The 24,620-nt window shown below is 71.2% G+C and carries 25 protein-coding genes; 11 read left to right on the top strand and 14 right to left on the bottom strand.

The window, feature by feature from the left end; genetic code table 11:
• Positions 1-33: 33 nt before the first annotated feature.
• Positions 34-1,023, top strand: a complete 990-nt coding sequence (locus ACFW9Z_RS34920; RefSeq protein WP_384647478.1) for a malate dehydrogenase — start codon at positions 34-36, stop codon at positions 1,021-1,023.
• 86 nt (positions 1,024-1,109) lie between these two features.
• Here the strand turns inward: ACFW9Z_RS34920 and ACFW9Z_RS34915 are convergent, their stop codons facing one another.
• The 10 genes from ACFW9Z_RS34915 to ACFW9Z_RS34870 all read right to left on the bottom strand — a co-directional run bounded on the left by ACFW9Z_RS34915 (position 1,110) and on the right by ACFW9Z_RS34870 (position 7,772).
• Positions 1,110-1,913, bottom strand: a complete 804-nt coding sequence (locus ACFW9Z_RS34915) for an isocitrate lyase/phosphoenolpyruvate mutase family protein (RefSeq protein WP_384647476.1) — start codon at positions 1,911-1,913, stop codon at positions 1,110-1,112.
• A gap of 43 nt (positions 1,914-1,956) precedes the next feature.
• Positions 1,957-2,475 carry a carboxymuconolactone decarboxylase family protein gene (locus ACFW9Z_RS34910; protein WP_384647473.1) on the bottom strand — a complete coding sequence of 173 codons (519 nt, stop codon included), beginning with the start codon at positions 2,473-2,475 and terminating at the stop codon, positions 1,957-1,959.
• Positions 2,476-2,662: 187 nt separating this feature from the next.
• Positions 2,663-3,076, bottom strand: a complete 414-nt coding sequence (locus tag ACFW9Z_RS34905) for a hypothetical protein (RefSeq protein ID WP_384647470.1) — start codon at positions 3,074-3,076, stop codon at positions 2,663-2,665.
• Positions 3,073-3,486, bottom strand: a complete 414-nt coding sequence (locus tag ACFW9Z_RS34900; protein ID WP_384647468.1) for a hypothetical protein — start codon at positions 3,484-3,486, stop codon at positions 3,073-3,075. Before ACFW9Z_RS34900 ends, ACFW9Z_RS34905 begins: the two co-directional genes overlap by 4 nt.
• Before the next feature lie 87 nt (positions 3,487-3,573).
• The gene (locus ACFW9Z_RS34895; RefSeq protein WP_384647466.1) at positions 3,574-4,140 is read right to left on the bottom strand and encodes a GNAT family N-acetyltransferase; all 567 of its coding nucleotides are present in this window, start codon (positions 4,138-4,140) and stop codon (positions 3,574-3,576) included.
• Complete coding sequence (locus tag ACFW9Z_RS34890) at positions 4,137-4,544, bottom strand: NUDIX hydrolase (RefSeq protein ID WP_384647464.1); 408 nt, start codon at positions 4,542-4,544, stop codon at positions 4,137-4,139. Before ACFW9Z_RS34890 ends, ACFW9Z_RS34895 begins: the two co-directional genes overlap by 4 nt.
• A 195-nt stretch (positions 4,545-4,739) precedes the next feature.
• On the bottom strand, positions 4,740-5,885 hold the full coding sequence (locus ACFW9Z_RS34885) for a methyltransferase domain-containing protein (protein WP_384647462.1): 1,146 nt from the start codon (positions 5,883-5,885) through the stop codon (positions 4,740-4,742).
• Positions 5,886-5,895: 10 nt separating this feature from the next.
• Complete coding sequence (locus tag ACFW9Z_RS34880) at positions 5,896-6,768, bottom strand: radical SAM protein (RefSeq protein ID WP_384647459.1); 873 nt, start codon at positions 6,766-6,768, stop codon at positions 5,896-5,898.
• Between the two features lie 102 nt (positions 6,769-6,870).
• Positions 6,871-7,551: a hypothetical protein gene (locus tag ACFW9Z_RS34875; RefSeq protein ID WP_384647457.1), complete on the bottom strand. Its 681-nt coding sequence runs from the start codon at positions 7,549-7,551 to the stop codon at positions 6,871-6,873.
• Entirely contained in the window at positions 7,548-7,772 is a 225-nt protein-coding gene (locus tag ACFW9Z_RS34870; protein ID WP_384647456.1) for a hypothetical protein, read from the bottom strand. Before ACFW9Z_RS34870 ends, ACFW9Z_RS34875 begins: the two co-directional genes overlap by 4 nt.
• A 164-nt stretch (positions 7,773-7,936) precedes the next feature.
• Between ACFW9Z_RS34870 and ACFW9Z_RS34865 the strand changes: the two genes are divergently transcribed.
• The 4 genes from ACFW9Z_RS34865 to ACFW9Z_RS34850 all read left to right on the top strand — a co-directional run bounded on the left by ACFW9Z_RS34865 (position 7,937) and on the right by ACFW9Z_RS34850 (position 12,435).
• The gene (locus ACFW9Z_RS34865; RefSeq protein WP_384647454.1) at positions 7,937-9,256 is read left to right on the top strand and encodes a transcriptional regulator; all 1,320 of its coding nucleotides are present in this window, start codon (positions 7,937-7,939) and stop codon (positions 9,254-9,256) included.
• Between the two features lie 120 nt (positions 9,257-9,376).
• Positions 9,377-10,777, top strand: a complete 1,401-nt coding sequence (locus ACFW9Z_RS34860; RefSeq protein WP_384647451.1) for a PLP-dependent aminotransferase family protein — start codon at positions 9,377-9,379, stop codon at positions 10,775-10,777.
• A gap of 141 nt (positions 10,778-10,918) precedes the next feature.
• Positions 10,919-11,242 (top strand): hypothetical protein, encoded by a 324-nt coding sequence (locus ACFW9Z_RS34855; protein WP_384647449.1) that lies wholly within the window; start codon positions 10,919-10,921, stop codon positions 11,240-11,242.
• 5 nt (positions 11,243-11,247) lie between these two features.
• Positions 11,248-12,435: a glutathionylspermidine synthase family protein gene (locus tag ACFW9Z_RS34850; protein ID WP_384647446.1), complete on the top strand. Its 1,188-nt coding sequence runs from the start codon at positions 11,248-11,250 to the stop codon at positions 12,433-12,435.
• 85 nt (positions 12,436-12,520) lie between these two features.
• On the opposite strand, the gene rocD is transcribed toward ACFW9Z_RS34850, so the two are convergent.
• Entirely contained in the window at positions 12,521-13,726 is a 1,206-nt protein-coding gene (gene rocD, locus ACFW9Z_RS34845; protein WP_384647444.1) for an ornithine--oxo-acid transaminase, read from the bottom strand.
• 516 nt (positions 13,727-14,242) lie between these two features.
• Here rocD and trpS point away from each other — a divergent pair.
• Complete coding sequence (gene trpS, locus ACFW9Z_RS34840) at positions 14,243-15,235, top strand: tryptophan--tRNA ligase (protein ID WP_384647504.1); 993 nt, start codon at positions 14,243-14,245, stop codon at positions 15,233-15,235.
• A 102-nt stretch (positions 15,236-15,337) separates the two neighbouring features.
• Positions 15,338-15,928, top strand: a complete 591-nt coding sequence (locus ACFW9Z_RS34835) for a 2'-5' RNA ligase family protein (RefSeq protein ID WP_384647442.1) — start codon at positions 15,338-15,340, stop codon at positions 15,926-15,928.
• Between the two features lie 79 nt (positions 15,929-16,007).
• Here ACFW9Z_RS34835 and ACFW9Z_RS34830 read toward each other — a convergent pair whose 3' ends face one another.
• Both ACFW9Z_RS34830 and ACFW9Z_RS34825 read right to left on the bottom strand, forming a co-directional pair.
• Complete coding sequence (locus tag ACFW9Z_RS34830) at positions 16,008-16,763, bottom strand: decaprenylphospho-beta-D-erythro-pentofuranosid-2-ulose 2-reductase (RefSeq protein WP_384647501.1); 756 nt, start codon at positions 16,761-16,763, stop codon at positions 16,008-16,010.
• Between the two features lie 131 nt (positions 16,764-16,894).
• Positions 16,895-18,283 (bottom strand): FAD-binding protein, encoded by a 1,389-nt coding sequence (locus ACFW9Z_RS34825; RefSeq protein WP_384647440.1) that lies wholly within the window; start codon positions 18,281-18,283, stop codon positions 16,895-16,897.
• A gap of 186 nt (positions 18,284-18,469) precedes the next feature.
• Here ACFW9Z_RS34825 and ACFW9Z_RS34820 point away from each other — a divergent pair, with 186 nt between their 5' ends.
• Positions 18,470-19,381 (top strand): YihY/virulence factor BrkB family protein, encoded by a 912-nt coding sequence (locus ACFW9Z_RS34820; protein WP_384647437.1) that lies wholly within the window; start codon positions 18,470-18,472, stop codon positions 19,379-19,381.
• Between the two features lie 10 nt (positions 19,382-19,391).
• Here the strand turns inward: ACFW9Z_RS34820 and ACFW9Z_RS34815 are convergent, their stop codons facing one another.
• Positions 19,392-20,666 carry a D-alanyl-D-alanine carboxypeptidase family protein gene (locus tag ACFW9Z_RS34815; protein ID WP_384647435.1) on the bottom strand — a complete coding sequence of 425 codons (1,275 nt, stop codon included), beginning with the start codon at positions 20,664-20,666 and terminating at the stop codon, positions 19,392-19,394.
• 133 nt (positions 20,667-20,799) lie between these two features.
• Between ACFW9Z_RS34815 and ACFW9Z_RS34810 the strand changes: the two genes are divergently transcribed.
• The 3 genes from ACFW9Z_RS34810 (at position 20,800) to ACFW9Z_RS34800 (ending at position 24,405) form a co-directional block, all read left to right on the top strand.
• A complete protein-coding gene (locus ACFW9Z_RS34810; RefSeq protein WP_237327582.1) occupies positions 20,800-21,045 on the top strand; it encodes an SCO4848 family membrane protein in 246 nt (81 codons plus the stop codon).
• Positions 21,046-21,078: 33 nt separating this feature from the next.
• On the top strand, positions 21,079-22,527 hold the full coding sequence (locus tag ACFW9Z_RS34805) for a metallophosphoesterase (RefSeq protein ID WP_384647499.1): 1,449 nt from the start codon (positions 21,079-21,081) through the stop codon (positions 22,525-22,527).
• 324 nt (positions 22,528-22,851) lie between these two features.
• Positions 22,852-24,405: an ABC transporter substrate-binding protein gene (locus ACFW9Z_RS34800; RefSeq protein WP_384647432.1), complete on the top strand. Its 1,554-nt coding sequence runs from the start codon at positions 22,852-22,854 to the stop codon at positions 24,403-24,405.
• Positions 24,406-24,620: the final 215 nt, after the last annotated feature.

The following is a 24,620-nucleotide window of genomic DNA, read 5'->3' as shown; positions in this document are numbered from 1 at the left end:
ACCCCCACCGCCAGCTGTCTAACGGAGACCGCCATGACCCGCACTCCCGTGAATGTCACCGTGACCGGCGCTGCCGGCCAGATCGGCTACGCGCTGCTCTTCCGCATCGCCTCCGGCCACCTGCTCGGCCCGGACGTGCCGGTCAACCTGCGCCTCCTGGAGATCCCGCAGGGCCTCAAGGCCGCCGAGGGCACCGCGATGGAGCTCGACGACTGTGCCTTCCCGCTGCTGCGGGGCATCGAGATCACCGACGACCCGAACGTCGGCTTCGCCGGTGCGAACGTTGCCCTGCTCGTCGGCGCCCGCCCCCGTACCAAGGGCATGGAGCGCGGCGACCTGCTCGCCGCCAACGGTGGCATCTTCAAGCCGCAGGGCAAGGCGATCAACGACAACGCGGCGGACGACATCAAGGTCCTCGTCGTCGGCAACCCGGCCAACACCAACGCGCTCATCGCGCAGGCCGCCGCCCCGGACGTACCGGCCGAGCGCTTCACCGCGATGACCCGCCTGGACCACAACCGCGCGATCTCGCAGCTGGCCGCCAAGACCGGTGCCGCCGTCTCCGACATCAAAAAGCTGACGATCTGGGGCAACCACTCGGCCACCCAGTACCCGGACATCTTCCACGCGGAGATCGCCGGCAAGAACGCCGCCGAGGTCGTCAACGACGAGGTGTGGCTCGCCGACACCTTCATCCCGACCGTCGCCAAGCGCGGCGCCGCGATCATCGAGGCCCGTGGCGCGTCCTCGGCCGCCTCGGCCGCCAACGCCGCGATCGACCACATCCACACGTGGGTCAACGGCACGGCGGACGGCGACTGGACCTCGATGGGCATCCCGTCGGACGGCTCCTACGGCGTCCCCGAGGGCATCATCTCGTCCTTCCCGGTCACCACGAAGGACGGCAAGTACGAGATCGTCCAGGGCCTGGACATCAACGAGTTCTCCCGCAAGCGCATCGACGCCTCCGTCCAGGAGCTCACCGAGGAGCGCGACGCGGTCCGCGAGCTCGGCCTGATCTGACCGACCCGTACGCACCGCACGAAGAGTGCCCCGGCAGCAGCCCGCGCAGGCCGCCGCCGGGGCACTTCGCTGTCCGTCCGCAGGTCCTACCGCACCCCCTCCGCCGCCTCCCGCGCCGCCGCCACCGCCAGCCGCTGGAGGGCGGGACCGAACGTGACCCGGGCCGCGCCCAGTTCGCCCAGGCGGCGCACGGCGGCCGGGGAGTCCGGCGTACCGAGGGCGTTCAGCGGTACGGGAACGGCGGCGGCCAGCCGGGGCAGCGCCTCGGGCGGCGCGCCGATCGGGTACACGCAGTCGGCACCCGCCGCCGCGTAACGCCGGCCCCGGTCGACGGCGTCCGCGTCCCGGTCCGTACGGGCGGACGCCTCCCGGTCCGAACCGGTGCCGGCCTCCGGGGCCGTACCGGCGGATGCCTCCCGGTCCGTACCGGCGGGCGCCACACGCAGATAGACATCAACCCGGGCGTTCAGGAAGAGCCGCCCGCCCGCCGCCTCGCGGAAGCGGGCCAGCAGGTCGGCCTGGTGGGCCGGGTCCACCAGGACCCCGTCCACCGAGTCCTCCAGGTTGCAGCCGACGGCCCCCGCCGCCAGCAGCCGCTCCACCAGCTCCTCGGGCTCCAGCCCGTACCCGGCCTCGATGTCCGCCGACACCGGTACGGAGACCGCGCGGACGATCCTCGCCACGGCGGCGAACATCTCATCGGCCGGGGTGTGCCCGTCCTCGTGGCCGAGCGCGGCCGCGACCCCCGCGCTCGGGACGGCCAGCGCCGGGAACCCCGCCTCCTCCAGGGCCCGCGCGCTCGCCGCGTCCCACGGCCCGGGCAGCACCAGCGGATCGTCGGGGGCGCGGCCGTGGTGCAGGGCGCGGAAGACGGAGACCGGTTCGGTCATGGGGCTCTCCTCAAGGGTGCGGCCGTCAGTTCTTGCGGTGCGGCTACTTGAAGTCGCCGGGCGTGTAGTGGCCGGGGACCTGCCGGGTGGTGACCCCGAAGCGGTTCCAGGCGTTGATGACCGTGATCGCGGCGATGAGCTGGGCCAGTTCGGCCGCCTCGAAGTGGGCTGCGGCCCGCGCGTACACCTCGTCCGGGACGAACCCGTCGGTCAGGACGGTGATCGCCTCCGTCAGCTCGATCGCCGCGATCTCCTTCTCCGTGTAGAAGTGCCGCGACTCGTCCCAGGCGCTCAACTGGACGATCCGCTCGACGCTCTCCCCGGCGGCGAGGGCGTCCTTGGAGTGCATGTCCAGGCAGAACGCGCACTTGTTGAGCTGCGAGGCCCGGACCTTCACCAGCTCCAGCAGCAACGGGTCGAGCCCCTTCCGGGCGGCCGCGTCGAGGCGGACCATCGCCTTGAAGACCTCGGGAGCCAGCTCGGCCCAGGCCAGCCGGGCGGGATGCTCGGGGGCGTACGCGGGGGTGCCGTGGGTGTGGGTGCCGTGCGTGTGTGTCGTCATGGGAACGACGCTACGGCCCCGGTGGCACACGGCTATGGTCCATTCCCATGACGGATTCCTGGGCCACTTGCCGTCCTTCCGGGTCCTTGTCGCGGCCCTGGGCATCCCCTCCCGTAACACGGTCGCTGGAGCCTGTGGTGACGTCGGCTTCGACTGCGGGGGCGGACGATCCCTTGGAATTGATCATCTAATCCCCGCCTTCCTCGGTGAACTCGGAAAACAGGTGCGGACGTCCCTTCGCCAACTCCTGTTTGAGCGCTTCCAAGGTGGGGTCCGTCACGTCCCATGCGTGTGCGGACGAGTGGTCGGCGAACAGCCCGCAAGCGTTCTCCTCGGCGGTGAGCGCGGGGCACCAGAACAGCGACGCGAGCTTTACGTCCTGTCTGTTCCACCGGGCCCAAACGGCGCTGCCGGGCCGTCCGCCCTCATCCCACACCATGCCCGCGTGGTCGTCGTCGTGGTCCTCGCCGAGTTCGCAGAGAACATATCGGGATTCCAGACGGTGCACGGGAGCGAACAGGGAAACGACGTGGTCGGGAGATGCCAGGAACACAACGGACGTGCACTTGTTCATGGTTCGGGTGGCCTCCTGGACCGTCATGATTCGTCGGTGTCTTCGGTGATCAGGGCGCCGAGCGGGTCCGTCACATGGAAGGAATGGGTACGGGGACGGTGGCCGAAGAAGAGCAGGCACTGCCTGATGGAGCCCCGGTCGAAATCGTGGAGGGTCGCCGGGCACAGGGACAGGGCGGCGAACCGGTAGACCCGGTGAGTTTCGCTTCCGGCCCACATGAACCACAGGTCCCGGTCGTACCGGCCTTCGGCCGCACACAGGTGTGCGGCGTGCTCCGTGGACTCGTCATGCTCGCCGAGTTCGCACAACAGGAAGTCCCGGGCGAGGGCTTCCCGCGGATCGTCGGGGCCCTCTTCCATGTCGGCAAGGGCAACGAGCGCTTCAACGATCGGTGTTCCGGTGACGGCGGTGCATTGCAGCACGGTGCGTTCGATCACTTTCGTGGGTGTCGGGACAGTGCGAAGCCCCGTCCATGCGCCATGGGGCAGCCCATGGACGGGGCTCGTGCATGAGTGGGCCGAGGGTCAGCTACCGAGCGCGGCAGCTACAGCGGACTTTCCGGGGAAGTCCTCGGGGACGGCATCCATGATCAGTTCGTCAACGGGTTCGCCGAGCCAGAACCCCGAACGGCGGAGCCGCCCGGCGAGGCGGAACCCTGCCCGCTCGTACGCGCGGGCTCCGGCCTTGTTCGGCTCCAGCACCTTGAGCCACACCGCCCGCAGGTGGGCAAGGTGGAACGCCCAGTCCAGCGTCAGCCGCGTTGCCTCGCTCGCGTGGCCCTTCCCGCGCTGCTCGGGGGCGAGGACCATGACGAACTCGGCCGTGCGCACGAACGGGTTGACCTCCAGAACCGTCATGCCCACGGGCGTGCTGTCGTCCAGCCGGACCACCTCGAATTGCTGGAAGCGGTCGTTGCCCCGCTGACGCTCGTACCCGGCGGCGCGAACCTCCCACGCCTGCGGCCACTGGTTCCCGTACCCGAGAACGGTTGCCGCGTCGTTCTCCCACGCGTGGTACGTGGGCAGCATGTCCGCCCGGGGCATCGCGAGGGCGAGCGTTCCGCCGCTCAGCAGGATGTGCGGTTCACTCACGGTCGTACTCCTCTGATGGTGTGGTCCGGGTGTCTCGCCGTGAGATCGGACGCGTTGGCCCGCAACGCACCAAGCGCGTGCAGCACTTCGGACCGACGACGGGTTCTGTAGCCGCTTGCGACGTTCACCAGGCGACCGGGCTTCACATCGAGTCCGGTCTCCTCCTTCTTCACCTCCCGGACGATGGTCAGCGGGAATTCCTCACCCTTGACCGCATAGCCGGTGGGCAGCCCCCAGGGGCGTTCCGCAGGCCACATACGGTGTTTGAGCAGCAGGACTTGGCCTGCGTCGTTGCGGACGACCCCTGTTACGCCGACCATGAACTTGGCGTGCGCGAACCACAGGATCCGCCATTGCAGGGGACCACGGAGCAAACGCCACAGACGTGCGACGAGTTGTTTCACGGGATGACCTTTCGCTGGGGCGGCGGGCACGTGAGCTGCGAACCCGCAGTGATTGACGTACCTCTCTCAGTCACAGCGGGACACGCTGAGGCAGAGCCGTCGGCTGAACCCCGTCCGGCTACCGCCGACAGCGGGAGCGCACAGGTACGGCCGCCTCCACTCACCTGCTTCCGGTTCGAAGCAGCCGGGCCGGTCCTATCGGCCGCCCAGAGAGCCGTGCCAACCGCCACGGGACAGGTGCACCACGCCATCAGGCGTGATGCGCACCCGCGCTCCCAGCAAGGGCAACGACCCTTCGGTGTTCAGCCGGTTCCGGATGCGCTCCAACGCTCCCCAGAGCCGTTGCGGTCCGCCCTGGTGCACTTCCGGCGGATCGGTCCACTGCCCGGTCGCTCGGGCCCATGAACCGTCCGGGTGCACCAGGTAGGCGGTGAGGGTCTCGCCGTCGGTCTCGCATGCGGATTCCACTCCCGGGGTGGTGACTTCCAGCATGGACCGGAGTTCCCACGCTTCGGCCACGTCCACCACGGGATAGCGTCCGGTGCCGGTGGAGTCCCCTTCGCTCGTCCGGGCGAGGGCGAACAGTTCGGTGAGGCCGGGCGGGTAGTCGTCACCGGACCGGGTGAGCATGAAACCGGCGGTGTCCCGCTCGACCACGCCCACCACGTTCCCGTCGTTGTGCTTCCACCCGGTCACGATCAGGGACGTCCGCCCGATGGTCGTCGCGATGCGCCCACCCGGCACCAGGGCCGCGAGGACCGGACGGAGCCCGGGACCGGCGGGCAGCCCGACGGTGGACACGATCCGTTCGTAGGTCCCCGGAACCCTCGTGGTCGCGTCAGCCGTCACGAACGTGGGGTGCAGCCCCATGGCGGCGAGCCGCCCACCCGCCGCCTCGGTCAGGTACGGGTCCACATCCAGGCTGGTCACCTGGCGGTCGCCGATGCGGCGGGAGGCGTACGCGGTGAGCCCGCCGGCCCCCGTGCCCAGGTCGAGCAGCGACAGGCCGTCGCCGAGCCGCCCGTGCCGCAGCATCCGTACGACCAGGCTCGGCAGCGTGGCGGAGGAGGTGGGCAGCCCCTCGGGGCGGTCGCCGGGCCCGGCCCGGTCGGCGTGCAGGGGGCCCACCCGAGTGACCAGCGACCGGTCGCTGTACGCAGCTCGGGCCCATGCTGCCGGGTCGTCCGTGCCGTTCCGGAGCACCCACGTGCCCGCGTCGTCCGCCTCCCACCATCGTGGGACCAGTTCGTGACGGGGGACGGTCGCCACGGGAGCGAGCCATCGGGAACCCGGGTCCGCCACCCGGTCGGCGAGTCGCCCCGCTTCCTTCTCCCAATCCATGGTCGGCCTCTCAGTACTTGGGGCTGCACGCGGTGGTCGAGGCCGGGTTGCAGTCGCTGGAGTCGTTGGGGGTGCAGGCGTTCCGGACGGGGGCGGGGATACGCGCCGTGAGGTCTTTCCATCCCTTCCCGCCCAGCAGCTCGGCGAGTCGGGCCTCCCTCACGTTGCCCGCCGGAAAGTCGCGGGAGAGTACGCAACCGGCGAGGTCCCCGTTCGGCAGGACCGAGGCGCGGCCACGGGTGCACTGTCCGCACATCTCATCCAGCGCCGGGCGCTGCCCCGGCAGCAGGGCGCGCCCGACCGCGCGGGCCCGGTCCATCCTGATCAGGCCCGGGGCCACTCCCATGGAGATCAGCTCGGACCGCGCTTCCTGGACCCGCTGCTCCGGCAGGATTCCCACGATCCCCGCCCGGAGGGTGATCCCCCGGTCGAGGGCTTCCTGGATGTGCTTGCGTGTACGGACGTAGCTGCCCGCGCGCCCCGTAATCCTGTCGTGCTCGTCAGGGCCGTCACTGTAGTAGCTCGTCCCGAGCGTGACACCGGTACGGGCGAACACCTCCCACCACTCGTTCCGTACGTGGAACAGGTTGGAGAACACCTCGACGTTCTGGCCGAGCGACAGCGCCGCTTCGGTGAACTGCCGCCAGTTCGGGTGAGCGGTCGGCTCGCCCCCGATGAGCTGGATCTTACGGATGCCGAGCGACGCGGCGTCGATGATGACCGACAGCCAGTCAGCCGCCGCCATCTCACCGTGTGATGCCTGCGGGCTTGATTCGGAAAGGCAGTGCGTGCAACTGAGCTGGCACTTTCCGGTGATCTCCAGTTCAAGGGACTGGATACCGGCGAGCGGTTCGCGGGTGGGCCATTCCATGAGCGTCGTCATGCGGGTGTACCTCCTGCGTGGCGGGGTGTGGTGAGGGCTGGCCGACTGCTGTCGTCAGCAGCCGATCGGGGTAGCGCCGCGTGCTTCCTGCCGCAGAGCAAGTCACCCGGGAGACAGCGGAGTTCGGGGCGATCCGTCAGGCAGGGTGTCGCCCACGGCCAGCGTCGACCGGACGGGCCACCCCGCGAGGGTGACGTGCATCCCGACAGCGGGGTCGGTAACGGTGAGGACTGCGGGCAGCCCGGATTCCAGGGCACGTATCGCGTCGTTCTGGCACTCGTCGTCACCGGCCCAGGACCGCAGCCTTTCCGGTGCGTCGGAGCCGTGGAAGACGACCGGGTCCACGTCTCTGGCCGGGAGGCGTAGCGCGCCGGGTGGCATGTCGTGCCCGTGGCCGTCCGCGAGCCGAAGCGCTTGCCTGCGGAGCCACCGTATGGCGAGCCGTCGGTTCGGCAACGTGCCACCGCCGAGCGAAGTCACGCGCCGCCCGTCCGTCACGGTCACATCCACGGCGTAACGCGCCGGACCGACCAGGCAACGGAGCACGCCCGCCGCCGCGTGTGGCTCGTCCACCGCCGTCTTGTGCTTCGCGCCCAACTCGGCGAAGAACAGGGCCCGGTAGGCGGAGCCCGACTCGATGCGGACCAGCTCGGCAAACGGCTGGTCACGCTCGGGCGGGCGGAGGGTGAGCGCCCACATGAGGCGGGGGAAGCCGAGCCGCAACCGGACTTCCACGGCTCCCACGGCGAGGGCGAGCTGTGCCCGTAAGCGTGCCGGATTCACAGCACCTCACCCCGGCTTCGGGCGTTCGCGCGGGTGATTGCGGCGTGCAGCCGTTCCGTGGTGTCCGCGAGGCGTACGTTCTCGGGTGCGGCTTCCCACTCCTGCCCGCCGCAGACAGGCCGTAGCGACCAGTACGGGCCGGCAATCCCCCGGAACTCGCCAACTGCCTCGGCCTCGGAGTCGTACAGCAGGTCTCGGATGCTCGAGGTGGAGTCGGCCATCGGGGCCCCTTCCTGGTGCGGGTTCTCTCCAAGAGGACCGCCAGGGCGGGCATGCGGGTAGCGTCAGGAAGGGTGGCAAACCCTGGCACTCGGTTCAGGCACGGGAAGGGGGCGCGAGGATGGGCGATGCTGGGGCGATGCGCGGTAATCAGCATCTGTCAGACATGTTCGAGCGTACGGGCTTCTCCCAGGGGGAGCTGGCCCGGAAGATCGCAACCAAGGCTCGTCGCCATGGACTTGGGCACATCAGCCCTGATGCGACCGCTGTACGCAGGTGGTTACAGGGGACCACCCCGCGCGACCCGATGCTCCAGAGGGTCATCGCCGATGTGTTCTCGGACGTCTGCGGCTACCGGGTGACGACGTACGACCTCGGTTTCGGCGAGTCGCCCGACCTTGACCGGCCGTTGACCTACAGCCCATCTTTTCAAGAGACGGTCGAGTCAGTGACCGAGCTAGGGAGAGCGGACATGGACCGCAGGAAGTTTCTCGCCGCGTCGCCGTTCGTGGCAGCGGCAGGCGTGGGGCCGTCGCGTGACTGGTTGCTCAATGTCCTTGACCAGGAGCCTGAATCTGGTCCTCGCGTCCGGCTGGGGGACGTGACCAATGTGAAGAACATGTTCGGTCACTTCCAGGAAATGGACGTGATGCAGGGGGGCGGCTCCGGTCGCCTGGTTCTCACGGCGTACATGAACGAGCACGTCTACCCCCTGCTCCGCCGCACGTACACAGAGGAAGTCCGCCGAGCCCTGTGCAGCGCGGCCGCGGAACAGACGTACCTGCTCGGCTGGATGGCCTTCGACAACGGCGAGCACGGGACGGCCCAGCGGTACCTGATCCAGGCGCTGAGGCTTGCCGAGGAGTCCGGAGACGTGCCGCTCGGCGCACACGTGCTCGCGGGCATGGCGGACCAGGCAACGCTGCTCGGAGACCCCACCGAGGGACGTCGGCTTGCCCAGGCCGGACGACACGGTCTGCGGAACGTCGAGTCGCCGGCCTGCCTCGCCGACCTGTGGGCACTGGAGGCGCGGGCCCTCGCGGTGCTCGGGGACAAGCGAGGCACTGCCCGGGCAGTGATCAAGTCCGAGGCCGCTTTCGCGCGCGTCACGGACGAAAGGCCCGAGTGGGCCAAGTTCATCGACGGCGCCTACCTGCACGGGGAACACGCCAACACCTTCCGAGACGTGGACCAACCCGACCACAGCGCGGAGCACGCGCGCACGTCGATCGAGTACGCGAGGAAACAGAACCGGGCCCGCCGTGGGGCCATGTCCCACGCGGCACTCGCCGTGTCCCACCTTCAGCGGCGGGACCTCGAAAAGGCCCACGCGACCGGTATCCGTACGGTGGAGCTGGCACGACAGGTTCGCTCGTCCCGGAGCGTGGAGGCCGTGAAGGACGTACAGCGTCGAATGATCCCCTTCGGCAGGCACCCGCTGGTCGCCGACTTCACCGAACGGGCGCGGACGCTGCAGGCCGCTTGAGTCCTGCCGCCCCCCACGCGTGATGAAGGCTCGTCACACACCGAGTCAGGGAGGCAGGGACGGGGCGTAGGCCGGGCAGCTTGCCACGGCCCCGGTGGCACACGGCTATGGTCCATTCCCATGACGGATTCCTGGGCCACTTTCGGCGCCGACCTGCATCTGGAACCACTCGGTACGGGGCTGCGCAGCGGGCTGATGGAGGCCCTGCGGGAGGCCGTGCGCACGGGGCGGCTGGCGCCTGGCACCCGGTTGCCGTCCTCCCGGGCGCTCGCCGCCGACCTGGGCATCGCCCGTAACACCGTCGCCGACGCCTACGCCGAACTCGTTGCCGAGGGGTGGCTCACCGCCCGGCAGGGCTCGGGGACCCGGGTGGCCCAGCGGTCGGCGCCGCGGCGGGCCGAGCCGGTGGCCGCCCGTACCCGGCCCGCCCGTCCCCGTACCGGCCACAACCTCAAAGCGGGCTCCCCGGACGTCTCCTCCTTTCCCCGCACCGCCTGGCTCCGGGCGGCCCGCAAGGCGCTCACCGCCGCGCCCGACGAGGCGTTCGGCTACGGCGACGCGCGCGGGCGGCCCGAACTGCGTACGGTGCTGGCCGAGTACCTGGCCCGCTCGCGCGGGGTCCACGCCGACCCGGAACGCATCGTGATCTGTTCCGGCTTCGTCCACGGGCTGACGCTGCTGGGCGCGGTCCTGCGCCGCCGCCGGGTGCGGGACCTCGCCGTCGAGTCGTACGGCCTCGACCTGCACCGCGACCTCCTCACCGGCACCGGGCTGCGCACCCCCCGCCTGGCGGTGGACCACCTCGGCGCCCGCACCGGGGAGCTGGCCGCGATGCGCGGTACGGGGGCCGTCCTGCTGACCCCGGCCCACCAGTTCCCCACCGGCGTACCGCTCCACCCGGACCGGCGGGCCGCCGCCGTCGACTGGGCCCGCGCCACCGGGGGCCTGATCCTGGAGGACGACTACGACGGGGAGTTCCGCTACGACCGGCAGCCCGTGGGGGTTCTGCAAGGGCTGGACCCCGAGCGGGTGGTGTACCTCGGCACCGCCTCCAAGTCGCTCGCCCCCGGGCTGCGCCTCGGCTGGATGGTGCTGCCCCGGGGTCTGGTGGAGGAGGTCGTGGCGGTGAAGGGCGCGTCCGACTGGATGACCGGCACCGTCGAGCAGCTGACGCTCGCGGAGTTCATCGCCTCGGGGGCGTACGACCGGCACGTACGTTCCATGCGGCTGCGCTACCGGCGCCGCCGCGACCAGCTCGTCGCGGCGCTCGCCGACCACGCGCCCGACATCGAGGTCAGCGGTATCGCGGCCGGGCTGCACGCGGTCCTCGAACTCCCCGCGGGCACCGAGCGTTCGGTGATCCAGGCGGCCGCCTTCCAGGGCCTGGCGCTGGAAGGCCTCTCGCGCTACCGCCACCCCGACGCCCCGGCCGGGCGCGACGCACTGGTGATCGGCTACGGCTCGCCGTCGGAGAGCGCGTGGGCGGGTGCGCTGGACGCGCTGTGCCGGGCGTTGCCGTAAGGGGTGCCCGGTAGTCCCCGGGTGGCCCCGTCGCCCTCTCGCTTCCGAACCGGCGCGCCCCGCAACTAGTCTGACAAGAGGTCCGGTGACGAGAAGTGCCGGACGCGCACCACGTACGACGCACGGGGGAGAACTGAAGAGATGGCCAAGCGGAGGCTGAGGTCGAGCACGGTCGTGCTCGGCGGCATGGGGCTGCTCGCCCTGACGATCACATCCTGCGGATCGGAACCGGACCGGCGGTGCGCCGACCGGACGACCCGCGAGACCCTGCCCAGTTACGAGTGCCGGGGCTCCAGCGGCGGCACGGGCGGCAGCGGTGGCTCCGGCGGAAGCGGAGGCCGGGGCTCGTACTACTACGGCGGCAGCACCAGCAGCTACGACGGCAAGGTCCAGGGCGGCAGCTTCGACAAGTCGGCGGTCGACCGGGGCGGCTTCGGCTGTAGCACCCGGTCCGGCGGAGGCTGAGCCCGGTGGAGCGCCGCACGATCGAGCCGCGCCCCGGCTGGCAGGGGACCGTCGAGTCCCAGGGGCTCGTCTACCCGCTCACCCGCTACCCGGACGGGTCGCTGCGCCCGTACTGGGACGAGAGCGCCTACTACGTCTTCTCGCTGCCCGAGGTCGAGGCGCTGGAGGAGACCGTCGGGGAGCTGCACACGATGTGCCTGGCCGCCGCCGCGCACATCGTGGAGCGGGACCGCTTCGCCGACCTGGGGATCACCGACCCGCGACTGGCCGCCCTGGTCGCCGAGTCCTGGCACCGCCGCACCGAACTGCCTTCCCTCTACGGGCGGTTCGACCTGCGCTACGACGGCGGCGGCCCGGCGAAGATGCTGGAGTACAACGCCGACACGCCGACCTCGCTGGTGGAGGCGGCCAGCCCGCAGTGGTTCTGGATGGAGGAGCGGTTCCCCGGCGCCGACCAGTGGAACTCGCTGCACGAGCGGCTGGTCGACGCCTGGAGGCGGCAGGCGTCCCTGTTGCCGCCCGGCCCGGTGCACTTCGCGCACTCGGAGGGCGACGAGGCGGGCGAGGACCTGATGACGGTCGCGTACCTGCGCGAGACCGCCCAGCAGGCCGGGCTCGACACCGAGGCGCTCAGCGTGGAGGAGATCGGCTGGGACCGGCTGAGCGGGCGGTTCGTGGACGACCGGCTCCGCTTCATCCGCAGCTGCTTCAAGCTCTACCCGTGGGAGTGGCTGACCACGGACCGCTTCGGGCCGCAGGTGCTGGAGACCCTCGACAACGGCGGCTCCACCGGCACCACCTGCTGGATCGAGCCCGCCTGGAAGATGCTGCTCTCCAACAAGGCGCTGCTGGCCATCCTGTGGGAGCTGTATCCGGGCCACCCCAACCTGCTGCCCGCCTATCTCGACGGGCCGCGCGAGCTGGCCGGGCCCGGCGGGGCGGGGTACGTCTCCAAGCCGCTGCTCGGCCGCGAGGGCGCCGGGGTCGATCTGTACGGGCCCGGCTCCCCGGCCGTCCCGCGCGAGGAGCCCTGCTGCTACCAGGAGCTGGCCCCGCTCCCCGACATCGACGGCAACCGGGTGGTGCTCGGGGCCTGGGTGGTGGCGGACGAGGCGGCGGGGCTCGGCATCAGGGAATCGGCGGGGCCGGTCACGGACGAGTACGCCCGCTTCCTGCCCCACGTCATCCTCTGAGCCTTGTACGGGGGTGGGTTCAGGGCCTTGTACGGGGTGTGGGTTCAGGCGCTCAGCACCTGAACCCACCCCCACCGGACGCGCCCTACACGCTGAGCACCGTCCGCAGCCGGTCGAGCCCCCAGTCCAGGTCCTCCTTGCTGATCACCAGCGGCGGCGCGATCCGGATCGTCGAGCCATGGGTGTCCTTCACGAGCACCCGCTCCTCCATCAGCCGTTCCGAGATCTCCCGGCCGGTGCCGAGGGCGGGCGCGATGTCGACGCCCGCCCACAGCCCCCGGCCGCGTACGGTCTCCACCGCGCCGCCGCCCACCAGCAGCCCCAGCTCCCGGTGCAGATGGTCGCCCAGCTCGGCGGCCCGCTCCTGGTACTCGCCGGTCCGCAGCATCGCGATGACCTCCAGCGCCACCGCGCAGGCCAGCGGGTTCCCGCCGAAGGTGGAGCCGTGCTCGCCCGGCCTGAACACCCCGAGGATGTCTGCCGAGGAGACGACCGCCGACACCGGCACCACCCCGCCGCCGAGCGCCTTGCCCAGCACGTACATGTCCGGCACCACGCCCTCGTGCTCGCACGCGAACGTCTTCCCGGTACGCCCCAGACCCGACTGGATCTCGTCCGCGATGAAGAGCACGTTCCGCTCGCGCGTCAGCTCCCGCACCCCGGGCAGATAGCCGGCGGGCGGCACCAGAACGCCCGCCTCGCCCTGGATCGGCTCGATCAGCACCGCCACGGTGTTCTCCGTCATCGCCTCCCGGAGCGCGGTGAGGTCTCCGTACGGCACGATCTCGAACCCCGGGGTGTACGGGCCGTAGTCGGCCCGCGCCTCCGGGTCCGTGGAGAAGCTGACGATCGTCGTCGTACGGCCGTGGAAGTTGTCCGAGGCCACGATGATCTTCGCCATGCCGTCCGGCACGCCCTTGATCCGGTAGCCCCACTTCCGGGCGGTCTTCACGGCCGTCTCCACGGCCTCCGCCCCGGTGTTCATCGGGAGGACCATCTCCATGCCGCACAGCTCGGCCAGCCTCGTACAGAAATCGGCGAACCGGTCGTGGTGGAAGGCCCGGGAGGTCAGCGTCACCCGCTCCAGCTGGGCCCTGGCCGCGTCGATCAGGCGGCGGTTGCCGTGGCCGAAGTTGAGCGCCGAGTACCCGGCGAGCAGATCGAGGTAGCGGCGGCCCTCGACATCCGTCATCCAGGCGCCCTCGGCCGAGGCCACGACGACCGGCAACGGGTGGTAGTTGTGTGCGCTGTGCGCCTCGGCGGAGGCGATGGCGGTTTCCGTGGTCGACACGGGGTCTCCGTTCGTCGTGCGGGGCGGGCGGGGGTGGTGCCCACTTTGTATCGTCGGTCGCATCCGGCGCAGGGAAACCTTCACTCTCCGGCGCGCCCGCCGCCGCGCGCCTCCCGGTGTCCATCTGTGTCCCGGCCCGCCCGCGCGCCTCCCGGTGTCCACCTCTGCGCCTGCCCGCCCGCGCGCGCCGCCCCGTGCTCACCTCTGCGCCCGCCCGTCCACGCGCGCCTCCCCGTGCTCACCTCTGCGCCCGCCCACCTGTGCGCGCCGCCCCCGTGCCCACCTCTGCGTCGGCCCGCGCGCTCCGGCGGCCGGAATGTGCACTTCGTCTCAGGTGCGCGCTCCCGGGGCGTCCTCGGGCCCCGCAGCCGAGCGGGTGCGCCCCCGCTGCGCCCCGCACCGGCTGCCGGAGATCGCCCCCGCACCTGAGACAATGGGCCCATGGCCTCTGATCGCCCCGCGCTCTCCACCGACCAGCCGCAGACGGGCCGCACCGGCGTGCCCGCCCGTCCGCGTGTGCTCTCCGGTATCCAGCCCACCGCAGGCTCGTTCCACCTCGGCAACTACCTGGGCGCGGTGCGCCAGTGGGTGGCGCTGCAGGAGACCCACGACGCCTTCTACATGGTCGTGGACCTGCACGCGATCACGGTCCCGCAGGACCCCGCCGAGCTGCGGGCCAACACCCGGCTCGCCGTGGCGCAGCTGCTCGCGGCCGGACTGGACCCGGAGCGGTGCACGCTCTTCGTCCAGAGCCATGTGCCCGAGCACGCCCAGCTCGGCTGGGTGATGAACTGCCTCACCGGCTTCGGCGAGGCCTCCCGGATGACGCAGTTCAAGGACAAGTCCGCCAAGCAGGGCGCCGACCGCGCCACCGTCGGCCTCTTCACCTACCCCGTCCTCCAGGTCGCCGACATCCTGCTCTACCAGGCCGACCAGGTCCCGGTCGGCGGTGACCAGCGCCAGCACATCGAGCTGACCCGCGACCTCGCCGAGCGGTTCAACGGCCGGTACGGGCAGACGTTCACCATCCCGGCGCCGTACATCCTCAAGGAGACGGCGAAGATCCTCGACCTCCAGGACCCGGCGGTCAAGATGAGCAAGTCGGCCTCCACGCCGAAGGGCCTCATCAACCTCCTCGACGACCCGAAGGCCACGGCCAAGAAGGTGAAGAGCGCGGTCACCGACACCGACACGGTGATCCGCTACGACGAGGAGAAGAAGCCGGGCGTCAGCAATCTGCTCACGATCCTCTCCACCCTCTCCGGCAGCCCGGTCGAGGATCTGGAGCGGGCGTACGAGGGCAAGGGGTACGGGGCGCTGAAGACCGACCTGGCCGAGGCCATGGTGGAATTCGTCACCCCCTTCCGGGCCCGCACCCAGGAATATCTGGACGACCCGGAGACGCTGGACTCCATCCTGGCCAAGGGAGCGGAGAAGGCCCGGGCCGTCGCCGCCGAGACCCTGGCGCAGACGTACGACCGGATGGGCTTCCTGCCCGCGAAGCACTGAGTCCAAGGGCCCTGGCGAGATCACGGCCCGAGGGGTCACACTTGCGGCGGCGGGTCGCGGCGCAAGGCCGGAAACCGACCATCAACGATTGAGGAGAACGACGTGGGGACCGTAACGCTCGGCGTTTCGATCGCGGTCCCGGAGCCCTACGGCAGCCTGCTCCAGGAGCGGCGCGCGAGCTTCGGGGACCCTGCCGCGTACGGCATTCCCACCCACGTCACTCTTATGCCGCCGACCGAGGCGGAGGCGGCCGACCTCCCGGCGATCGAGGCGCACCTCGACCGGATCGCCTCGGCCGGCCGCCCCTTCCCGATGCGGCTCTCCGGCACCGGCACGTTCCGGCCACTCTCCCCGGTGGTCTTCGTCCAGGTGGTGGAGGGTGCCTCGGCCTGCTCCTGGCTCCAGAAGCGGGTCCGGGACGCTTCCGGGCCGCTGGTGCGCGAGCTCCAGTTCCCGTACCACCCGCACGTCACCGTGGCGCACGGCATCTCCGAAGAGGCGATGGACCGGGCGTACGCGGAGCTCGCCGAGTACGAGGCGGCCTGGACCTGCGGTTCCTTCTCCCTGTACGAACAGGGCGCAGACGCGGTCTGGCGCAAGATCCGGGACTTCCCGTTCGAGACCGGCGGAGGCACCCCCGCCGTCCCGGCCCAGGGCGGCTACTCGGTCGACGCGCCCTCGCTGCGGTCCTGATCCGCCGGTCCGCCGGTCTGCCGATCCGACAGTCGGCCGGTCTGCCGATCCGCCGGTCCGCTGCCCCGGGGGCCGGTGATCACACCGGCAGCCGCCGGAACAGCGGGCGCGGCACATGCCGCAGCGCCGACATCACCACCCGGAGCGAACCGGGCACCCACACCGTCTCCGAGCGCCGCCGCAGCCCCGTCACGATCGCCCCGGCGACCGCCTCCGGGGTGGTGGCGAACGGCTGCTCCGGCTGCCCGGCCGTGGCCCGTGTGCGTACGGTGCCGGGGCGCACGACCATCACCTGTACGCCGGTCCCCTGAAGCGCGTCCCCCAGCCCCTGGGCGAACGCGTCGAGCCCGGCCTTGCTGGAGCCGTAGATGAAGTCCGCGCGCCGGGCGCGCTCCCCGGCCACCGAGGACAGCACCACCAGCGATCCGTGCCCCTGCGCCTGGAGTGCGCCGGCGCACACCAGCCCCGCGGAGACCGCCCCGGTGTAGTTGGTCTGGGCGACCCGGACGGCGGCCGTCGGCTCCTCCTCGTCCCGCGCCTGGTCCCCGGCGATCCCGAACGCCATCAGCACCACGTCGATGTCCCCCTCCGCGAAGACCTTCCCGAGCACTTCCTCGTGGGTGTCGGTGTCCAGCGCGTCGAAGGCGACCGTACGGACGTCGGCGCCCCGGTCGCGCAGCTCGACGGCGGCCGCGTCCAGGGCGGGGGAGGGGCGGCCCGCCAGCCAGACCCGGCGGGTGCGCAGGGCGATCAGGCGGCGCGCGGTGGCGAGGGCGATCTCGGAGGTGCCGCCGAGGACGAGCAGGGACTGCGGGGCACCGAAGGCGTCCTTCACGGAACACTCCTGTTCAGGGGAGACGTGCATACGTACATACGTGGACAGAGCCCGGTCATACGTGGACAGGACGAGCCGGCGGGCCAGGTCCGGTACGTCACAGCCCGAGCCGACGGGCCAGGTCCGGTACGTCACAGGCCGAGCCGACGGGCCAAATCCGAGCGGAACGCTCCCGTCGGGTCCAGCTCCGCCCGCAGCGCCCGGAACTCCGCGAGCCGGGGGTACATCGCGGCCGCCGTCTCCGGGCGCGTCCGGGAGTCCTGGGCCAGGCAGATCCGGCCCCCGGCCGCCGCCACCTCCTCGTCGAGCCCGTCCAGGAAGCGGCCGAGGCCGGGCAGGGCGGCGGGCAGGTCGAGGGTGAGCGTCCAGCCGGGCGCGGGGAACGACAGCCATCCCGGTGAAGGGGCGCCGAACCGCTGGAGCTCGGCCCGGAACGCCGGGCAGCGGCGCGCCGAGATCCGCCGCACCACACGGTGCAGGGCCTCCTCCTGCCCGTACCCGACCGTGAACCGGTAACGCACGAGCCCGGCGCGGCCGTGCAGCCGGTTCATCTCGGGGAGGGCGGCGAGGGCGTCCAGGGGGTGGAAGAAGGCGTCGGTGGTGCGGAGCTCGCCGGTCCGGGAGCGGGGCGCACTCCGGTAGCGGAGCTCGTTGAAGAGGGCGGCGGAGGTCCGGCCCAGCAGCCCGCCGGGGAGGAGCGTCCCGGCGGACCGGCCGTCCGGCCGGACCGTGCGCGGGGCGCGCATTGTGCGCTGGGCGTGCGCCGGTAGCACGGACGGGGGCGCGTGCTCCCCTCGGGTGAGGACCCCGCGCCCGGTCGCCCGGCCCCGGGCCAGCAGGTCGACCCAGGCGGAGGCGTACGGCATCGGGGCGCCGTGCCGGTCGCCGCCCCGGCCGCCCCCGGCCGTGAAGCGGGCCAGCAGGTCGTCCAGGTCGGTGGCCCGCTCGGTGGAGACGGAGACCAGCGGGGAGGCCACCCGCTTCAGGCGGAGGGTGGCGCCGAGGATCACCCCGGTCAGCCCCAGGCCGCCGGTGGTCGCGTCGAAGAGGGCGGTGCCGGGGGTCACCGTACGCACCTCGCCGTCGGCGGTGAGGAGGTCCAGCGCGTTGACGTACCGGGCGAGCGAACCGGCGCCCGGGTGGTCGCGGCCGTGCACGTCGGAGCCGATCGCCCCGCCCACGGTGATCCGGCCCGTCCCGGGCACGACCGGCAGGAACAGACCGCGCGGCAGCAGGACGCGCAGCAGCCGGTCCAGGGGCACCCCCGCGTCGCAGTGGACCGTCCCCGCCCCCTCGTCCAGGGCACGGACGCGGTCCAGGCCCGTCAGGTCGAGCACCGAGCCGCCCGCGTTCTGCGCCGCGTCGCCGGGCGCCCGGCCGAGCCCCCGGGCGATGACGCCCCGGGGCCCGCGGCCCCGGACCACGGCAGCCGCTTCCTCGTACGTACGGGGGCGAAACCGTACGGCGGTGGTCGGGGCGGTGCGGCCCCAGCCGGTCAAGGACACCGTGTCGACGGACATGCCCGTGACCGTAGCCCCGGTCGTATCGTCCGGGAAAACCTATTCGTCCCCTTTGTTACACCGCTCACCGGAATGGGTGATGGAGCGCGTGTCACCGGGACGGGGGGTAGGCCTTCCGGACGCGTCCGGAAGAGTTGCCGGTGCGGGCCGCTGGTTTTCCGGGCCCAGGAGGGTACGCGTACGTTCATGGACTGGCTCAAGAAACTCCCCGTCGTCGGGCCGCTCGTCTCCCGGCTGATGGAGACGCACGCCTGGCGCTCCTACGAGCGCCTGGACCGGGTCCACTGGGCCAGGCTCGCCGCCGCGATCACCTTCATCAGCTTCCTGGCGCTCTTCCCGCTGATCGCGGTCGGGGCGGCGATCGCGGCCGCGCTGCTGAGCGACAAGCAGCTCGACACGATCAAGGAGAAGCTCGCCGACCAGGTGCCGGGCATCTCCGACCAGCTCGGCATCGACGGACTGGTGGCCAACGCGGGCACGGTCGGTCTGGTGGCCGGTGCGCTGCTGCTCTTCACGGGTGTCGGCTGGATCGGCTCGATGCGGGAGTGCCTGCGCGCGGTCTGGGAGCTGGACGAGGTCCAGGAGGCCAACCCGGTCGTCGCCAAGGTCAAGGACGCCGTGCTCCTGGTCGGGCTGGGCGGCGCGGCGCTCGCCACCCTGGCGGTCTCCACCGTCGGGACGACGGCCGTCGGCTGGACCGCCGATCAGATCGGCATCTCCCACGGCGGCGCGGGCGGCATCCTGCTGCGGGTGGCGGCCCTGGTGGTGGCGGTCCTCGCCGACTTCCTGCTGATGCTCTATCTGCTGTCGCTGCTGCCCGGGGTGGAGCCGCCCCGGCGCCGCCTGGTGGTCGCGGCCCTGATCGGCGCGGTCGGCTTCGAACTGCTCAAGCTGCTGCTCGGCAGCTATATGAAGGGCGTCGCGGGCAAGAGCATGTACGGGGCGTTCGGCGTGCCGATCGCGCTGCTCCTGTGGATCAACTTCTCCGCCAAGCTGCTGCTGTTCTGCGCCGCCTGGACCGCGACCCGCTCCAAGGACGGGGAGGCGGCGGATGCCGCCGGGACCGGCGGTTCCACCCAGGTGACGGGCTCCCGCTAGGGTTTTTCGCTCAGTCCTGCGGGGTGCGGCGGCTCAGCCCCGGCAGCGGCCAGCGGCGGTTGACCAGGAACACCCCGGCCGCCAGCGCCACCAGCAGGCCGCCGACGATCGCCAGGGCGACCCCGACTCCGCTGGAGCCCTGCCCGGCCGCCGCCGCGTGCGCGGCCTTCGCCTGGCCCCCGGAGCCCTGGTCGGCCCCGGCGGCCGGCTGCGCGCCCTTGCCGCCGGAGACCGTCCCGGCCCCGGTGTCCACGGACTTCGGCGGCACCAGCTCACCGACCGGCCGCACCTTGCCGCTCGCGGCGAAGCCCCAGTCGAGCAGGTGGGCGGCCTCCTTGTAGACCGCGTGGCTCTCGTCCGCCGACGGGTTCATGACGGTGACGAGGAGCACCCGGCCGTTGCGCTCGGCGACTCCGGTGAAGGTGTTGCCCGCGTGGGTGGTGTAGCCGTTCTTGACGCCCGCGATGCCCTTGTACGGGTCGACGCCGGTGTCCCCGGTGATCAGCCGGTTGGTGTTCTGGATCTCGAAGGACTCGCGCTTCTTCCCCTTCTTCTTCTCACCGGGGAAGTCGGCGGATGCCGTCGCCGCGTACTCGCGGAAGTCCTTCTTCTGCATGCCGCTGCGGGCGATCAGCGTCAGGTCGTAGGCGCTGGAGACCTGGCCCGGAGCGTCGTACCCGTCCGGCGAGACCACCGTCGTGTCCAGCGCCTGGAGCTCCTCGGCGTGCTTCTGCATGGCCGCCACGGTCTGGGGGACACCCCCGTACATCTCCGAGAGCACGTGCACCGCGTCGTTGCCCGACCGGAGGAAGACCCCGAGCCACAGGTCGTGGACCGTGTACGTGTGGTCCTCCTTGACGCCCACCAGGCTGCTGCCCTCGCCGACCCCCGTCAGATCGCTGTCCTTGACCTTGTAGGTCAGGGAGGTGGGCTGGAGCGCGGGCAGGACCGTGTCCGCGAAGAGCATCTTCAGGGTGGAGGCGGGCGGCAGCCGCCAGTGGGAGTTGTGCGCTGCCAGCACCTGGCCGCTCTCCGCGTCCGCGACGATCCACGAGCGGCTGGTCAGCCCCTTCGGCAGCACGGGTGCCCCCGGGCCGAGGTTGACCTGGGTGCCGTTCATGGAGAGCTGCTCGCCTCCGACGCTCGACATGATGTGGTTCGGCACGGGCTGCTTGTCCTTCTCCTTCTCCTTGTCCTTCTCGGCTGCCGAGGCGGGGGAGAGGACAAGACTGGACAACACGGCAGCGGAGGTGACCGTCAGAGCGATCTTTTTCAGAGCAGGCACGGTCGAAAACGTACAGGGCGAGCATGTGGATGAGGACCCGGACCGGCTGACCCGCCGGAAGAACGGCCGGGACTGCCCCTTTCGGACGCCACCCCGGGCGAGGGGCCCGGCGGGTGGCGGCGATACTGGACCCATGAAGCTCAGCCGCCCCGTCTCCTGGTTCCTGCTCGTCTTCGGGGTGTGGAGCTGGTTCATCTGGATCTCTTTCGTCAAGAACCTGTGGCAGGACGGCAGCGGACTCGCGTTCGACGACGCGGGGGAGCCGACCGGGTACTTCTGGGTGCACCTGCTGCTCGCCATCACGTCCTTTCTTCTGGGGACGGTGGTCGGCGCGATCGGGTTGCGTGGCGTCCGGGCTTTGCGCGACGAGCGCGCATGACGACAGGAACGTAGGGAAGCGCGGATGACAGCAGTGATCTTCGTCCTGGTGGCGCTCGTGGTGCTGGCGCTGCTCGGGAGCGTGCACCGCTATGTGTGGCGGCGGTTCGTCGGCGACACGACGGCACCGGGCAGCACGATGCGCAAGGTGGGCACGGTCGCCGTCTTCGTGCTGCCCCTGCTGAGCGTCGGCGCCATGGTCTCCGGCCGGGCGGGCTTCCCCTTCTGGCTCCAGCAGGTGCTGGCCTGGCCCGGCTTCCTCTGGCTGGCCGCGCTGCTGTACCTGACGCTGGCTCTGCTGGTGGGCGAGGTCGTCCGCCCGCTCCTGACCCGCGCGCTCGCCCGGCGCGACACGAGGGCCGCCGCCCGGGCAGTGGCCGGAACCGGAACCTCCGTTACGGCGGCGGACGGAACCGTGGCCGGGACGGCGAGCGGAACCCGACCCCGTACGGAAGAACTCGTCCCGGCGGGCCAGACCTGCACCTCCACCTCGACCGACCCGGCCCCGGCGACCGTACCGACCGCCGACCCGGCTCCGGAAGCGATACGGGAAACGGAACCGGTGGCACCGCAGGAACCGGAATCCCCGCAGGACCCGGAAGCCCCCGGCGCACAGCAGCAGGCCGCCACCGCAGCCCCCGCCACAGCCCTCACCACCCCCTCCCGGCGGCTCTTCGTCTCCCGGGTCGTCGGCGGCGCCGCTGCCGCCGCCGGGCTCGCCACCGTCGGGTACGGGACCGCCAACGTGCTGCGCGGGCCGAGCGTCAAGCGCATCACCGTGCCGCTCGCCAAACTGCCCCGCGCCGCCCACGGCTTCCGGATCGCCGTGGTCAGCGACATCCACATCGGCCCGATCCTCGGCCGCGCCCACACCCGGCGCATCGTCGACACGATCAACTCCACCTCGCCCGACCTGGTCGCCGTCGTCGGTGACCTCGTCGACGGCTCGGTGGCCGACCTCGGCTCCGCCGCCGAACCGCTGGCCGGGCTGCGGGCCCCGCACGGCAGCTTCTTCGTCACCGGCAACCACGAGTACTTCTCCGGCGCGGAGCAGTGGGTGAACCACGTCCGCGAGCTGGGGCTGATCCCGCTGGAGAACGCCCGGGTGGAGATGGACGGCTTCGACCTCGCCGGGGTCAACGACGTGGCGGGGGAGACCGAGGGGCAGGGCCCGGACTTCGTCCGCGCGCTCGGCGACCGGGACCGCGCCCGGGCCGCCGTCCTCCTCGCCCACCAGCCCGTCGTCATCCACGACGCCGTCGAGCACGGCGTCGACCTCCAGCTCTCCGGCCACACCCACGGCGGCCAGCTCTGGCCCGGGAACTACCTCGCCGAGCTGGCCAACCCGACCGTCGCCGGGCTCGAACGGTACGGCGACACGCAGCTGTTCGTCTCGCGCGGGGCGGGCGCCTGGGGGCCGCCGGTACGGGTCGGGGCCCCGGCCGACATCACGGTCGTCGAACTCGCCTCGCGCCAGGCGTAGGCGACTGCCGGACACCCTCCGGGGCCACTCCTGGGAAGCCCTGGGAGCACCCCCTGGGGCGCTTTCCGGACGTTGCGGTTGCGATCATGCGACCTTCGACAGAACCGCACCGTAACGTCACCCTCAGCTACGGAAAACCGCAGGTGGGAGGCGGGAAACGGCCTTTTCGGACACGCTGCGTCGAACGTGTCCAACAAAAGGCTGTGAGCGCCCTATTTACTCTTCCAGATGTGAAAATCGTGTGATTGGGTAAGCGCGAACATGCGGCGACGTGCGTGTCTGAGCGCAACGGTCGTGGTGGGGCTGGTAAGGGAGAGCACGGCAATGCGGTCGGTCCGGGTACGGATTCTCGCGATTCTCGCGGTTTTGGTCATCGCAGGCGTGGGTGCCTGGCAACTCCTTCCGTCGGGGGAGGCGAAGACCGACGCGGTCACGGTCGGGACATCGGACTCGGTGACCTCTCTCGACCCGGCCGGTGCGTACGACGCGGGTTCCTGGGCGCTCTACAGCAACCTCTACCAGTCGCTGATGACCTTCAAGTCCGGGGCCATCGTGCCGGAGCCGGACGCGGCCGAGAGCTGCGCGTTCATCGGGCAGAAGCTCCAGACGTACCAGTGCAAGCTCCGCGACGACCTGAGCTTCTCCAACGGCCGGAAGATCACCGCCGACGACGTCAAGCACTCCTTCGACCGGATGCTGAAGATCAACGCGGACGTCGGCCCGGCGGGTCTGTTCCCGACGCTCGACTCCGTGGTGACCGAGGGCCGCACGATCACGTTCAACCTGTCCGGCAAGGACGCGACCTTCCCGCAGAAGCTCGCGACCGGCGCCGGGGCGATCGTCGACGCGACGAAGTACCCGGCGGACAAGCTCCGTACGGGCAACCAGGTCGACGGCTCCGGCCCGTACGTCCTCAAGTCGTACGATTCGGGCTCCCGCGCCGAACTGGTGCCGAACCTGAAGTACAAGGGCGCGCTCAAGAAGCTCGGCGACGCGGTCACCATCCGCTACTTCAAGGACTCCGAGGACCTGCTGTCCGCCTGGGACAAGGGGGATGTGGACGTCAGCCACCGCCAGCTGCCGCCCGCCAGGCTCGCGGAGCTGAACGCCGGTGACCCGCACCTGCGCGTCACCGAGGCCGACAGCGCCGAGATCCGCAACATCATCTTCAACGTGCGGGACGACTCGCCGTTCGCGAGCAAGAAGGTCCGTCAGGCCGTCGCCGCGACCGTCGACCGCGGGCCGCTGGTCAGCAAGGTCTACCGGAGCACGGTCGAGCCGCTGTACTCGCTGATCCCCACGGGCTACATCGGGCACAGCACCCCCTTCTTCGACCTCTACCCCGCGCCGGACCCCAAGCGCGCCGAGAAGCTCCTCCAGGAGGCCGGCGTCCAGACGCCGCTCGCCATCAAGTTCGCCCACCGCGAAGGCGACATGTACACCAAGGAGACCCAGGAGCTCCGGCGCCAGCTGGAGAAGGACGGGCTCTTCAAGGTCTCGGTCAAGGCCGTCGAGTGGACCGACTACCAGAAGGGGTACGCGGCCGGGGAGTACGACATGTACACCGTCGGCTGGCTCCCCGACTTCCCGGACCCCGACACCTTCAGCCAGCCGCTCGTCGGCACCGGCAACGTCCTGCACAGCGGCTACTCCAGCAAGAAGATGGACAAGCTGATCACGTCCACGCAGCAGTTCAGCGACCGCGGCCGCACCTCCAACGACTTCAAGGAGATGCAGCGCCTGGTGGGCGAGGACGTCCCGCTGCTGCCGCTGTGGCAGAAGAAGGACTACGTCGTCGCCAAGTCGGACGTCGCCGGGTCCCAGTACCTCTCCGACGGCACGGGGCTGTGGCGCCTGTGGGAGCTGAGCTGGATCTGACGGGCCGCCCCGGCCGCCCCGGCCGCCCCGGCCGCTCTGCGGACCTGTGGACCGGGGGCGGCCGTCGGAAGGTCTGGGCCAGCCGGTGGTAGGCCTGAGCCAGCCGTCTGAAGGCCGGGGCTAGGGCCTGTCGTCAAACTGCCGCCTGCCGCGCGACGCCTGGCACGCACGCTCGCAGCGTTGCCGAAATGGCCAAGTAGCTCCGCTACGAGACC

It is taken from the genome of Streptomyces sp. NPDC059452, assembly GCF_042750035.1.
In the GTDB taxonomy this organism is placed as follows: domain Bacteria; phylum Actinomycetota; class Actinomycetes; order Streptomycetales; family Streptomycetaceae; genus Streptomyces.
This window is presented reverse-complemented; position numbering and strand designations above follow the sequence as displayed.